Here is a 12,658-nt window from a genome sequence, read left to right as displayed (position 1 = left end):
TCGTGACGATTGTGACGCACGAGGCTCGCCGCGCCGGGGAGGACCGGTCAGGTCACGGCGAGTCGGCGCCTCCGTTGACGTTGAGCGTCTCCCCGACGACGTAGGAGCTCTCGGGGGAGGCCAGGAAGACGTAGGCCGGTGCCAGCTCGACCGGCTGACCGGCCCGCCCGATCGGCTGGCCCTTGCCGAACTCGGGCAGCTGGTCCGTCGGCTGGCCGTCCACGACCTGCAGCGGCGTCCAGATCGGCCCGGGCGCGACGATGTTGACCCGCACCCCCTTGGGCGCGAGCTGCTTGGCCAGCCCCTTGCCGAAGGTGTTCATCGCCGCCTTGGTCATCGCGTAGTCGAGCAGGGTCTCGCTCGGGCTGTAGGCCTGCACCGAGGAGCTGAGCACGATCGTGGACCCCGGCTCCAGGTGCTTCACCGCGGCCCGGATGATCCAGAACATCGCGTAGACGTTCGTCTTCACCGTCAGGTCGAACTGCTCGTCGCTGATGTCCTCGATCGACTCCGTCGCGACCTGCTTGCCGGCGTTGACGACGAGAGCGTCCAGCCCACCCAGCTCGGCGACCGCCCTGCGCACGATCTCCTCGCACGAGGCCCGGTCGGTCACGTCGGCGGGGATCTGCACGCACGTGCGCCCCTCCGCCTCGACCAGCTCGGCGATCCGGTCGGCGTCCTCCTCCTCGGCCGGCAGGTAGTTGATCGCCACGTCGGCCCCCTCGCGGGCGTAGGCGATCGCCACCGCCGCCCCGATGCCGGAGTCCCCACCGGTGATGAGGGCCTTGCGGCCCTCGAGCCGTCCGGTCCCCCGGTAGGTGCGCTCCCCCCGGTCCGTCTGCGGCTCCAGCTCGGCGTCCAGGCCGGGCATGTCCTGGTCCTGCTTCGGCGGCGTGATGTCGGGGTGGCGGGTCACCGGGTTGTCGAACGTCAGGTGGTCCTTGCGCTGCGTCATGGCCATGGACCCATGCCACCACCGCGCCCCCGGCCCCGCCACCGGAGCCGTCCGCACCCACCCGCAGGGGTATGACGTGGTGCCGGGTGGCGTGGCGCGCCTCCCCCCAGGCGCCGCACGCGCCTAGCCTGGGAGACTCAACGAGCTCGGGAGCCCGCATGTCAGACCGCACGTCCGCCCCCTCCGGCCCTACCGTTCCCTTCCTCGAGGGCTGGTCCGGCACTCGTCCCCCTCGGAACTTCCGGCGCACCGGCCTCCGCCGCGCGGTGTCCGTCTCGGCCGCCCTGACGCTCGTGCTGGCCGCCTGCACGCCCGGGTCCGACGGGGACGCGGACAACGGGACCGACGGGGCCCGGGGCACCGACGGCTCCGCCGTGGCACCGCCGGCCGACCCCGACGCGCTCGTGGCCACGGTCGCCGGCCAGGACGGCACCGTCGTCCTCACCGGCGGCGAGGGGGACGAGGGCACCGGGGGCGAGGGGGACGACGACACACGGGAGCGACGGGGACGACGAGGCCGGGAACGACGACCCCGCGGCCCTGGCCCACGCGACGGTCGCCCACCTCTTCGACCAGGCCCCGGTGGTCGTGCTGACCTCCGCGGACGAGCAGCTGCGGGCCGCGTCCGCCGGCGTCGCGCTCGGCGTGCCCGTGCTGGTCGACGGCCCGGGCACCGGCGCGGAGCTGGACCGCCTGGGTGCGGAGGTCGCCCTCGTCGTCGGTGCCGTGCAGGACCCGGGGATCGACGTGGTCGTGCCCGCCGACGACCCCGAGCTGGCCTCGCTGCTCGGAGCCACGGGCGAACCCGCCACCGTCGCTCGGCAGGACCAGGTGCAACGGGTGGTCGACCTGGACCCGTCGGCTCCCAGCCTGCTCGTGCCGAGCGACGACGCCAGCGCCAGCGACGACGACGCGAGCGCCAGCGGCGACGACGCCGCCGCGACGGCCGCCCCCGCACCAGCGCCGGCCGAGGGCGACGGGAGCGACGCAGGGGATGACGGGACCGAGGTCGACGACGCGGACGCGGTCGAGACCGGCGACCCCGACAGCGGCGGGAGCGACGCCACGGAGAGCACCGCCGGTGCGTCAGCCCCCCCCACCCCTGGAGTCCGACCGCGACGAGCTGCCCTCCACCGCTCCCCCGCCGCCGCTCGAGAGCACCGTCGTCCTCTCCACCGGAGACCCGGCACAGACGGCCGCCGTGGGGACCGCCCGCGCCGCCGGGGCCCAGGTGCTCCTCGTCCCCTCCGGCGACCCCGGCGCCACGTCGGAGTCCCTGTCCGCCTTTGCCGACGCCGCCGAGGGCGCCACCAGCCTGGTCGGTCTGGGCGAGGAGTTCGGCGAGCCGGACTCGCTGGACTGGCGGGCCCAGGTGGCGGCGACGGGCGTCGAGCTGCCGGGCGGCGGTCTGACGACCCTGCCCGGCAAGACCTACGTGGCGCTCTACGGCACGCCCAGCACCGGGGCGCTCGGGGTCCTCGGCGAGCAGCCCATCGAGCAGACGATCACCCGGGCGCAGGAGCACGCGTCCTGGTACGAGCCGCTCACCGACGAACCCGTGGTGCCCACGCTGGAGATCATCGCCACCGTCGCCGCCGAGGAGGCCGGCCCGGACGGCAACTACTCCAACGAGCTGCCGGTCGAGCAGCTGCGACCGCTCGTGGAGCTGGCGGCCGAGAACGACGTCTACGTCGTCCTCGACCTGCAGCCGGGCCGCAGCGACTTCCTCGCCCAGGCCCAGATCTACGAGGAGCTGCTGCGACTGCCCCACGTGGGGCTGGCGCTCGACCCGGAGTGGCGGCTGGGCCCGGACGAGATGCACATGGTCCGGATCGGGTCCGTGGAGATCGACGAGGTGAACCGGGTGGTCGACTGGATGGCCGAGCTGGTGCGCGAGCACGACCTGCCCCAGAAGATGCTGGTGCTGCACCAGTTCCAGATCCGGATGATCCCCGGTGCCGACGACGCGGACCGGTCCCGCCCCGAGGTCGCCGTGCTCATCCACGCCGACGGGCAGGGACCCCACGGGAGCAAGATGGACACCTGGACGGCGCTGCAGAACCACGCGCCGAACATCGAGCACTGGGGCTGGAAGAACTTCTACGACGAGGACGTCCCGGGGCCGTTCACGCCCGAGGCCACCATGCAGGTCGAGCCCACGCCGGACTTCATCTCCTACCAGTAGGTCGGGACGAGGTCGTCGCTCCAGGCCACCCACGGCCCACGGCCCACGGCCCACGGCCCCACGGGCGTCCCTCGTGGCTCCGGAGTAGCCTGCACCTCCGGGGGGTTGCACAATGACGTGACGTGACCCCGACCCAGGACCTGTGATGCCTGTTCCGCCCGAGCCCGCCGTGGGGGACGCCGGCGACCGTCCCACCTCCCCCGTCCCCTCGGTCGAGGCCCTGCGCCGCACCGTCGCCGAGCAGACCCCGCTGCTGACCGGACCCACCCTCCACGACTCGGTCGTCGTCCGCGTCCGTCGGGTGCTCACCAGCGCCGACGAGCTGCTCGAGCTGCTGGGTGAGGACGGGGACGAAGTCTCGCGCGACACCGTCTCCCGCGCCCTGGCCTGGGTGGTGGAGTCGGTGGGCGCCTACGAACGGCTGCCCGGCCGGTTCGCCGCAGGCCATGCCGTGACCGGTGACCACGCCCCGCTGCTGGCCCTCGTCGACGATCTCGACCTGCTCGGCCTGACCCTCGACCACGCCTACGACGCGGCGCACCGCCAGGACGACCGGCACGCCCGCCGGCAGCACACCGTCCTGCTCGAGCGCTTCGACACGGCCTCCCGGCCGGACGCGCTCGTCGGCGAGAGCGGCGTCGCGCCGGAGCACCTCGACCACGACGTCGTCCGCGACAAGGGGCTCGACGTGGGCGAGGACGGCATACCCCGGCTCCCCGTGCCCGAGCAGCCCGACCCCCACCACGCCCCGACCCCCGACCCCGTCGGGGCCGGCGTCGGCCCGGACGACCAGCCCCAGGAGGACCAGTGAGCAGCAGGTACGCGGTGGCACCGACCCCACCGACCGGTCCGGGGGAACAGCCCGAGGACCGCGCGGTCGACCACTACCTCTCTGAGCTGGCCCGCTGGCGGATGCGGCGCCAGCACGAGCTCTCCGCGCTGGACGAGCTGACCCGCACCCACCCGGACCGGGACGCGTTGAACGAGGACATCACCGCCTCGATGACGCTCTACCACGCGATCGCCCAGCGGCACGACCTGCTGCTGGCCACGTGGGAGGACGCCCGCGACGGGGACGGCGAGCGCGAGTGGGTCTCCACCCTGCTGTGGGGGGTGCTCGAGATGCCGGACGGCGATCCGCAGGCGCTCGCCCTGGCCCTGCCGGACGCGCTGCGGATGTCGGACGCCCTGGCGGCCTCGCTGCGGGCCCGCACCGGCGCCGACGGGGAGGAGCTGCCGGTCCGTCAGCGGGTCGCCTCGCTGCGCGCCGACCTGGACCGTCTCGAGGGCGTCGTCGCCCGCGACGACAGCGCCGTGCCCGTGGGCGGGTCGGACGCGGGCGCGGACATGGCCCCCGAGCTCACCGGACGGCTCGCCGCGGCGCGCCGACGGCTGGACTCCCTGGGACGCCGTGCGGACGACGAGGCGCTGGTGGCGATCGGCGAGCTGGAGTCCGAGCTCGCCGGGCTGGAGCGGGCTCTCCTCGTCGCGGCCGCCGAGGAGGCGCACGGCACCGCCGACGTCGCTCAGGCCCGCGCCGAGCGCGACCAGCTCGTCGCCAAGGGGGAGGCCGTGCGGTCCCTCGCGGCCCGCGTGCTGGAGAGCGTGACGCCCGCACCGAGCCTCGGGATCCCCGACGTCACCGCGCTCGGGGAGGTGCCGACCGAGGAGTCCGAGCTGCCGGCCTACATGGGCAACCTGGAACGGGTCGGGCGGGCCCTGGACCAGGCCCACGCGACGTATGCGGCGGCGCTGGCGGAGTACGCCGACCTCGCCGACCGTGCGCAGCGGTTGGCGTCGACCCTGGCGGGGTGCGGTGCCCCGACGAGCGTGGACCTGTCGGGCATGCTCACCGCGGCCAAGGAGTCCCTGCACAACAAGCCCGCCGACGTGCGGCGGGCGGCCGCGCTCGTCGCCGCCCAGGAGGCCTACCTCGCCCAGCTGAGGCCCGAGTCGTGAGCGGGGGCGAGGACGAGGTGGGCGACGACGAGGTGGGCGAGGACGAGGTGGGCGAGAACGAGGTGGGCGAGAACGAGGTGGGCGAAAGCGTGGTGGGCGAGGGCGAGGGCGTGGCCACCGGCCGACGGACCGAGCCGGCCCGCGCGGTCGACCCGGACGTCGTGGTCGAGGGCACGAGCCGGGAGTGCCCCCACTGCCACGCGACGAGCGTCGGGGACGTGGCCTTCTGCGGCGCCTGCGGCTACGACTTCGTGACCGGCTCCGCGCCGGTCGCGGCGGACACGCTGCCCGGGGCGGACGAGCGACGACCCACGTCGGAGCAGGCCGCCGAACCGCTCGAGGCCTACATCGACCCGCGGCGCGACGCCGACGACATTGAGCTGCAGACCACCCCCGCCGAGGTGGCCCTGGACCCCGAGGACCTGCCGCACCGGCCGGACGTGCCGCCGCCCACCCCGCCGTCCGCCGGGCAGGTGGAGACCGTGCACGACCTGCCCGAGCACCGCCCGCCCTCGCGCGAGAAGAAGGCGGACTGGGTCGCCGAGGTCTGGGTCGACCACGCCTGGTACGCCACCCGGGACACCGACCAGCCGGTGCCCGAGGCCGGCCCGCCGGAGCTGGTCACGCTGACCCAGGACAACGTCGTCGTGGGGCGCACCAACGTCGAGCGCGGGCTGCGGCCCGACCTGGACGCCGGGCACGACGCGGGGGTCTCCGTCCGGCACGCGCAGCTGACCAGCGACGGTCACCGCTGGTGGATCGAGGACCTGGACACCTCCAACGGCACGTACGTATCGACCGTCGGCCTGGCGCTGCCGACCGACCCGATCGAGCGGGGCGTGCGGGTGCAGATCGACGAGGACGACCGGGTCTTCCTGGGCGGATGGACCCGGCTGATGCTGCGCCGACGGGCCTGAGCGGCAGGACCGGGAAGACGCGTCAGCGGCGTCCGGCCACGGGGGTCAGTGCTTCTTGCCGCGCGAGTCGATCTCGATGTGCTCGGAGGCGGTCTTCTTCGACTGCTTGTCGGCCCGCTTCTCCTTGATGCTCTTGCCGGACTTCTTCGTCATCGACTGGCGGGGGGACTTGTCAGCCATCGTTGGCTCCTTTGTTCGGAAAGCCTGGATGGCTCCGTGATCCCACCCTACCCGCGCCACCGCCGTCCTCCGGCGAGCCGGACAGGCCGGGGGCCGGTCCCGTCGTGCGACAGGACCGGCCCCCGGGGTGCCAGGAAGCTGGTGTCAGCCCTGGTCGCGCTGCGCCTGGACGGTGTCCTTGGACTCCTGGGCGCTGGACTTAACGTCCTCGGTGGCCGAACCGGCCTCGTCCTTGACGTGCTCGACGCTCTCGGTCGCGCTCTGCTTGACCTGGTCGGCGGCCTCCTGAGCCTGCGGCTTGACGTCCTCGACGACGTCCTGGGCCACCGCCTTGACCTCTTCCACCAGGCCGCTGTCCTGGACCTGCTCCTTGGCCGACACGGCGAGCTCGCGCTCCTTCTCCGAGCCGGGCAGGAGCGAACCGAGCAGCCATCCTGCACCCAGGGCGATGAGCCCGGCGGCCATCGGGTTGCCCCGGGTCTGCTGACGGGCCTGCGACGGGGCCGAGGCCACGGCGTCCCGGGCCGAGCCCGCGGCGTCACCCACCCGCTCGCCGACGTCGGACGCGGCCGCGGAGGTGCGCTGCCCCATACCGGGACCGGAGCCGTGGTCGTCGCTGCCCATGACCTTCTCCTTCAGGGACCGGCCGGCCCCCACGACGGTGTCGCTCACCTTCTCGGCCTGACGCTTGGCCACGTTGCCCGGGCTCGCGGCCTCGCCGAGGGCGTCGACGTCGCGGCTGAGGTTGCTGCGCGTCTGGGCGATCTGACGCCGCAGGACCTCGGGGTCGTCGCTCATCGGCGGGTCGGCGGGGTACGCCGGGTCCACGGGGTACGCCGGGTCCACGGGGTATGCCGGGTCCGTGGGGTTCGTCGGGTCGGTGGGGTAGGTGCTCATGCGTGGTCCTCGTTTCCCTTGAGTGCGTCCGGAACCTTCTTGGCGGTCTCGACGGTGTGCGGCATTCCCTTGACCTTCTGCAGCTGGGACCTGCCCATGACGCCCAGGACCGCCGCGACGACGGCCCACAGGAGCGCGACGACGACGGCCGACCAGCCCAGGCCTATCAGATCTCCCAGCGCCCACCACAGGGCGACGGAGAGGAAGAGGAGGGTGAACCAGCCGGCCAGCGCGGCGCCGGTCAGCATGCCCGCCCCCTTGCCGGCCTGGGTGGCGGACTGCTTCGCCTCCGCCTTGGCGAGGGCGACCTCCTGGCGCATCAGCGTCGACAGGTCCTGCGTGATGTCGCCGACGAGCGCGCCCACCGAACCGATCTCACCGCGGTCGTAGGTGTCGTGCGCGGCGCGGATCTGCTCGGCCGGCCGCACATCACCGGGGGCGGCGGCCTCCCGTGCGCGGGGGTCGGGGACGGGGTGCGCCCCGCTGCCTCCTGGGACCGTCACCGGCGGTCACCACCGTCCGTGGACGGGGAGAGGGGGTCGCCGGCGACCGGATCGATCTGGTCCGTGACCTCCTCGGTCCCGGGGTGGATCCTGCCGGCGTCCATCTCGTCCGGGTACCCGGTCGTCGCCGGGGAGGTGCCCGCGGCGGTGCCTGCGGCGGCGTACGTGGTGGCGGGCTGTCCGGCGCTCGGACGGCCTCCGTAGGCCTGCGGGGCAGGGGCCCCCGGCTGGCCGTACAGCCCAGGTGCTCCCCCCGTGCCGACCGGGGCCATCGCCTGCTGACCGCCTCCGGCACCCGGGCCGTCCTGGGCCTCGTCGCGCAGACCGCGCGTCAGGCGACCGCCGATGAAGCCGACCGCGGCGCAGGCCGCCAGGAAGGTGCCCGGGTTGCGGCGGGCGTAGCGGCGGACCTCCTCGAGGAGGTCGGCGGGCTCGCGGTTCTCCAGCCAGCCGGCCACGGTGTCGACGCGCTCGGCGGCCTGGCGGGCCAACCCGGCGGCCATGCCGCCCTCGTCGGTCCCGTCGGCCATCTGCTGCAGCTCGCCGGCCAGTCCGTGCAGGCCCCCGGCCGCCCGCTGCTGCTGGTCCTTGGCCTGCCCGGTGACGTCCTGACGCACCTGCTGGTAGAGCGAGGCGGCCTGCGCCTTGGCCTCCCCGGCCACCTGCTTGGCCTCCTCGCCCGCCGTCCGGGCGACCGCCCCGGCGTCCTCCTTGGCGGTGCTGCCCAGGTTCTTCGACTCCTCCTTCGCCACGTCCGTCGTGGACCGCGTGGACTGCGTGGACTGCGTGGAACCGTACTGGTCGAACGGCTGATCGCTCATCTGCTCTCCCTACCTGTCCGTGGGCCGGGTGCCCACTCGCTCTCGACGGTAGGTCGGGCAGTTCTCAGATGCGCCCCGAAGCGCGCCGTTCACCCCTGGGGGTGGAGGCCCGCGAGCGTCGTGCGCGCGCCGCGGAAGCCTCCGGGGGTCAGGAACCCGGCTCAGCGCCCGGGCGGCGGCGGTGGCGGTGGTGGAGGCGGCGAGGACGCGCCCGGCCCGGGGGGCGGCTGGGTCGTCCCGGCACCCGGCCCGGGAGGCGCACCCGGGCCCGGCGGCGGTGAGGCGGCACCCGGGCCCGGCGGCGGTGAGGAGGCACCCGGAGACGCCGACCCCGGCGGCGGCGGGGCCGACGAGGCCCGGTCCGCCAGCTCGTCGAGCTGGGCGAGCAGCTGGGCCCGCCGGGCCGGATCGACCGGCTGCCCGCGGTGCTCCTCGTGCACCAGGCGCCCCAGCTGGGCGTACAGCCGCTCACCGCCGGGGACGCCGCCCGAGCTGCCCGGCAACGTCATACCGCTCTGGTTGAGCGCCGTCTCCGCCTTGCCGGCGAACTCGTTCGCCGTGCGCATGGCCTTGTCGAGGAATCCCATGATCCACCTCCGCAACGGGTGACAGTCCCTGTCCCTGCGGACCATACTCGGGTCGTGGGCCGCTCGGGGCTCCCCGGGCAGGTGCGAGAACGATCCGACCTAGAGGAGACGGTGCATGGCCATCCACGGTTCGCTGTTCGAGGACTTCCGCGAGACCGAGTCGCGCGACCAGTTCACCCGGCAGAACTCCAAGCTGCTCAAGATCCGCATGGACTACGGGCCGGTCAACGCCCGGCTCGGGTCGATGGTCGCCTACCAGGGCGACGTGCGGTTCACCAACCGCGGGTCCGGCGGCCTGGACAAGCTGCTGAAGTCCAAGCTGACCGGCGAGGGGGTGCCGATCATGGAGTGCGCCGGGGCGGGCGAGCTGTTCCTCGCCGACGACTCCGCCGACGTGCAGGTGCTCTACCTCGACAACGACATGATCTCGGTCAACGGCGCCAACGTGCTCGCCTTCAGCGCCTCGATCGACTGGGACATCCACCGGGTCGCGGCGCGCGGCGGGATGATGGCCGGCGGCCTGTTCAACGTCTCGCTCCGCGGGTCGGGGTATGTCGCGGTCACCAGCCGGGGCGAGCCTGTCGCCCTGGACGTGGGGCAGGCTCCCACCTTCGCCGACGCCCACGCGGTGGTGCTGTGGACCGCCGGGGCGCGGATGGACGTCAAGGTGGACACCGGGGGCATCGGCTCGATGCTGCGCGGCGGCACCGGGGAGTCGATCCAGATGGCCTTCACCGGCAACGGCCACGTGCTGGTCCAGCCGGCCGAGAACCGGCACACCACCGGGGCGGGCGAGGCCAGCGGCCGCGGGGGCGGGCTCAGCGACTTCCTGGGCAACTGACGGGCGGCAGACCCCGGCTGACGGCCAGCCGGCCGTCAGCCGACCGCGAGGACGGTCAGCCGACCCCCCGACCCCCCGACGCACGGGAACGGCCCGCCCCGGGTGGGGGCGGGCCGTTCCTGTCCCGGGCGTCGCCCGGGTGTCGGGCTCAGGCCCGACGGGGTGTCGGGCTCAGGCCTGACGGGGGTATGGCGCTCAGGCGCGGCGACCGCCGTCGGCGTCGCCGTCGCGCAGGCCCTGGCGGTCGTCGCCGTCCTTGATGACGTCGACCTCCTCGTGGGACACGTCGGTCGTGACGTCGCGCTCGTCGGTGACGGTGGTGCGCTCCACACCGACCTCCTCGGTGGCGACCACGTCCTTGTCGATGACCGGGCGCTCCTCGTGGACCGCCACCTCGACCTCGTCGTCACCCAGGTCGCCGCGGTCGGCGGTGCCGCCGTCGGTGACGGGCTCGCGGACGACCTCGTACTCCTCGCGCTCCACGGGCACCGTGACGGTCTTCTGGTCGGTGACCACGTGCTTGCGCAGACGGACACGACCGGTCTGGACCCGCTCGGTGCCGACGTCGACGCGCTCCTCGTGCAGGGTCATCCGGCCCTCGTCAGTGCCGCGGTCGGCCACGTCCCCGGCGACCGCGTCACGGTCGGCGCTGGCACGGACCTCGTCGCCGCGGGCGTCGCCGGCGTACTCCTGACGGGCGACGTCGCCGCCGGCGTTCAGGTCCTGGCGGTCGTCGTCGAGGCCACCGGCCATCGCGGTGCCACGCGGCATCGAGTCGCCCTCGAGCCGGTCGTCACGACCGTCGTGGTCACGGTCGACCACGCCCTCGCGGCCGGTGCCGCCCGTCGTGCCGCCCATGCCCTGGACGTCGTAGTAGCGGTAGAGCTCGTCCTGCTCGCCCTCGCTGAGGTGCTGGTCGGCCTCCATGTTGGGGGCGTCCTTGATGTAGCTCTTCTCGTAGGGCAGCCGGATCGCCCCGTCGCCGTAGTCGGCGTCGTTCAGCGGCACGAAGGTCTCCTTCGTGCCGAAGAACCCGGTCTTGACGGTGACCCACGCCGGGTCACCGGTGTGGTCGTCCAGGTAGACCTGGCCCACTCCCCCGAGGCTCTCGCCGTCGCGGTCCACGACGTCGGCGTTGTACAGCTGGTCGACGTGCTCCTGAGTGATGCGCATGATGCGAAAATCCTTCCGTCTGGGGCACTTGCCTCTTCACAGTGGCACCTGTCCCGGGGGTCCCGCATCTTGAAAGTCCCCTTCACCCGCAGGGGTGAGCGGCCTAGACTGGAGCCCATGGACGCCCTCCGCCCGGACGGCGCACCGCGTCGGCGGGCCGGGCGATCCCGCCTGGACCGCCCGCACCTCGACCGCGGCACCATCGTCCAGGGTGCCCTGGAGATCCTCGACGAGGGCGGGGTGGAGTCGCTCAGCATGCGGACCCTCGGGCGGCACCTGGGGTACGAGGCGATGGCGCTCTACCGGCACGTCGGGGGACGGGAGGAGATCCTGGAGGCGGTCGTGGACCACCTTCTCGGCGACCTCGACCTGCCTGATCCGGTGGGCGACCGGGAGGAGTACCTCCGCGGGTTCGCCCGGGCGGTGCGCACGCTCGCCGAGCAGCACCCGCAGGCCTTTCCGCTCGTGGCGACCACCCATCCGGCCGCTCCCTGGCTCTGCCCGCCCCTGCGCAGCCTCGCGCTCGTGGACCGGTTCTTCGAGGACCTGCGCCAGCTGGGCTGGGACCGGGAGTCCTCGGTCGAGGTCTACCAGGCGTTCGCCAGCTTCCTGCTGGGCTTCCTGCTGCTGGAGACCGCGCGCGCCGGCACCGGGACGGCACCGCCGGACGTGCCCCTCGACGAGGGTGGTGACCAGGGACCCACGGGACCGGACCGGGAGCTGGACGTGGCGGCATACCCGCGCCTGGTCGAGCTGCGCCCCCTCCTGGAGCAGGACCGGTGCGAGGAGGAGTTCCACGCCGGCCTGGAGACCCTCCTGGAACGCCTGCGGCGTCGCTTCCCGCACCAGCCCGGAGCCTGAGCCCCCGGCCCTTCCCCCTCCCCCGACGTTTGACACGACCACGGGGCAGGGCCTGGACTGCGGTGTATGCCGTTCTCCGGGGTTCCGCACTCCGCCGCCGCGTTCTACGCCGGGCTGGAGGAGAACAACTCGCGCGGGTTCTGGGAGGCCAACCGCGAGCGCTACGAGAAGGACGTGCGCGGCCCGATGACCGCGCTGCTGGCGGAGCTGTCCGAGGAGTTCGGCACGGGTCGGGTCTTCCGGCCGCACCGCGACGTCCGGTTCAGCCAGGACAAGAGCCCGTACAAGACCCACCAGGGGATCTTCGTGCCGGTCGCGCCCCGGACCGGGTGGTACGCCGAGGTGTCGGCCGACGGGTTCCGCGTCGGGGGCGGGTGCTACCACCTCGAGCCCGCTGCGCTGGCGGCGTTCCGCCGCGGGATCGACGGTCCGCGCGGGGCACGGCTGGAGACCGTGGTCGACCAGCTGGCGGCGGCCGGGTGGGAGGTCGTCGGGGAGTCGCTGAGGACGGCTCCGCGCGGCTACCCGCGGGACCATCCGCGCATCGGGCTGCTGCGCAGGCGGTCCCTGGCGGCCATGCGCTGGATCGAGGACGGCGACGTGGTGACGACCGACCTGCTCGTGGAGGAGGTCAGGGGCGGGTGGCGCCGGCTGCGGCCGCTCGTGGAGTGGCTGCGCGAGGTGGTGGAGGGGCGCTAGCCGCACGGCGGCAAGGCTCGGCTGGGGGCCGGCCGGCGGCCGGTCCGGCCCGGGGCACGGACCGGACCGGCCTGCTCGGG

Annotated in this window: 15 protein-coding genes; 7 read left to right on the top strand and 8 right to left on the bottom strand. The window is 73.9% G+C overall.

The window, feature by feature from the left end:
* Positions 1-52: 52 nt before the first annotated feature.
* Both ACQ95T_RS06160 and ACQ95T_RS06155 read right to left on the bottom strand, forming a co-directional pair.
* Complete coding sequence (locus ACQ95T_RS06160) at positions 53-961, bottom strand: SDR family oxidoreductase (protein WP_425940270.1); 909 nt, start codon at positions 959-961, stop codon at positions 53-55.
* Between the two features lie 435 nt (positions 962-1,396).
* Positions 1,397-1,792, bottom strand: a complete 396-nt coding sequence (locus tag ACQ95T_RS06155; protein WP_431473651.1) for a hypothetical protein — start codon at positions 1,790-1,792, stop codon at positions 1,397-1,399.
* 244 nt (positions 1,793-2,036) lie between these two features.
* Here ACQ95T_RS06155 and ACQ95T_RS06150 point away from each other — a divergent pair, with 244 nt between their 5' ends.
* The 4 genes from ACQ95T_RS06150 to ACQ95T_RS06135 all read left to right on the top strand — a co-directional run bounded on the left by ACQ95T_RS06150 (position 2,037) and on the right by ACQ95T_RS06135 (position 6,016).
* Positions 2,037-3,140 carry a hypothetical protein gene (locus ACQ95T_RS06150; RefSeq protein WP_425940266.1) on the top strand — a complete coding sequence of 368 codons (1,104 nt, stop codon included), beginning with the start codon at positions 2,037-2,039 and terminating at the stop codon, positions 3,138-3,140.
* 145 nt (positions 3,141-3,285) lie between these two features.
* Complete coding sequence (locus ACQ95T_RS06145) at positions 3,286-3,951, top strand: hypothetical protein (protein ID WP_425940265.1); 666 nt, start codon at positions 3,286-3,288, stop codon at positions 3,949-3,951.
* Positions 3,948-5,099: a hypothetical protein gene (locus ACQ95T_RS06140; RefSeq protein WP_425940263.1), complete on the top strand. Its 1,152-nt coding sequence runs from the start codon at positions 3,948-3,950 to the stop codon at positions 5,097-5,099. Before ACQ95T_RS06145 ends, ACQ95T_RS06140 begins: the two co-directional genes overlap by 4 nt.
* Positions 5,096-6,016 (top strand): FHA domain-containing protein, encoded by a 921-nt coding sequence (locus ACQ95T_RS06135; RefSeq protein WP_425940261.1) that lies wholly within the window; start codon positions 5,096-5,098, stop codon positions 6,014-6,016. Before ACQ95T_RS06140 ends, ACQ95T_RS06135 begins: the two co-directional genes overlap by 4 nt.
* A 45-nt stretch (positions 6,017-6,061) precedes the next feature.
* Here the strand turns inward: ACQ95T_RS06135 and ACQ95T_RS06130 are convergent, their stop codons facing one another.
* From ACQ95T_RS06130 to ACQ95T_RS06110, 5 genes are all read right to left on the bottom strand, one after another.
* Positions 6,062-6,196: a hypothetical protein gene (locus ACQ95T_RS06130; protein WP_425940260.1), complete on the bottom strand. Its 135-nt coding sequence runs from the start codon at positions 6,194-6,196 to the stop codon at positions 6,062-6,064.
* 144 nt (positions 6,197-6,340) lie between these two features.
* Positions 6,341-7,093 (bottom strand): DUF3618 domain-containing protein, encoded by a 753-nt coding sequence (locus ACQ95T_RS06125; RefSeq protein ID WP_425940258.1) that lies wholly within the window; start codon positions 7,091-7,093, stop codon positions 6,341-6,343.
* A complete protein-coding gene (locus ACQ95T_RS06120) occupies positions 7,090-7,521 on the bottom strand; it encodes a phage holin family protein (RefSeq protein WP_425941012.1) in 432 nt (143 codons plus the stop codon). Before ACQ95T_RS06120 ends, ACQ95T_RS06125 begins: the two co-directional genes overlap by 4 nt.
* Before the next feature lie 71 nt (positions 7,522-7,592).
* Positions 7,593-8,417, bottom strand: a complete 825-nt coding sequence (locus tag ACQ95T_RS06115) for a hypothetical protein (protein WP_425940256.1) — start codon at positions 8,415-8,417, stop codon at positions 7,593-7,595.
* A gap of 161 nt (positions 8,418-8,578) precedes the next feature.
* Entirely contained in the window at positions 8,579-9,004 is a 426-nt protein-coding gene (locus ACQ95T_RS06110) for a hypothetical protein (protein WP_425940255.1), read from the bottom strand.
* 115 nt (positions 9,005-9,119) lie between these two features.
* Here ACQ95T_RS06110 and ACQ95T_RS06105 point away from each other — a divergent pair, with 115 nt between their 5' ends.
* Positions 9,120-9,845: an AIM24 family protein gene (locus tag ACQ95T_RS06105; RefSeq protein ID WP_425940253.1), complete on the top strand. Its 726-nt coding sequence runs from the start codon at positions 9,120-9,122 to the stop codon at positions 9,843-9,845.
* 195 nt (positions 9,846-10,040) lie between these two features.
* On the opposite strand, the gene ACQ95T_RS06100 is transcribed toward ACQ95T_RS06105, so the two are convergent.
* The gene (locus tag ACQ95T_RS06100; RefSeq protein ID WP_425940251.1) at positions 10,041-11,018 is read right to left on the bottom strand and encodes a DUF2382 domain-containing protein; all 978 of its coding nucleotides are present in this window, start codon (positions 11,016-11,018) and stop codon (positions 10,041-10,043) included.
* Positions 11,019-11,135: 117 nt separating this feature from the next.
* Between ACQ95T_RS06100 and ACQ95T_RS06095 the strand changes: the two genes are divergently transcribed.
* Positions 11,136-11,879 (top strand): TetR/AcrR family transcriptional regulator, encoded by a 744-nt coding sequence (locus ACQ95T_RS06095; protein WP_425940249.1) that lies wholly within the window; start codon positions 11,136-11,138, stop codon positions 11,877-11,879.
* A 66-nt stretch (positions 11,880-11,945) separates the two neighbouring features.
* Positions 11,946-12,578 (top strand): DUF2461 domain-containing protein, encoded by a 633-nt coding sequence (locus ACQ95T_RS06090; protein ID WP_425940248.1) that lies wholly within the window; start codon positions 11,946-11,948, stop codon positions 12,576-12,578.
* Positions 12,579-12,658: the final 80 nt, after the last annotated feature.

Origin of the sequence: Ornithinimicrobium carbonis, assembly GCF_050703245.1 — a bacterium.
Taxonomy (GTDB): domain Bacteria; phylum Actinomycetota; class Actinomycetes; order Actinomycetales; family Dermatophilaceae; genus Ornithinicoccus.
Note: the sequence above shows the minus strand (reverse complement) of the source record. Positions and strands in the feature narration are given on the sequence as shown.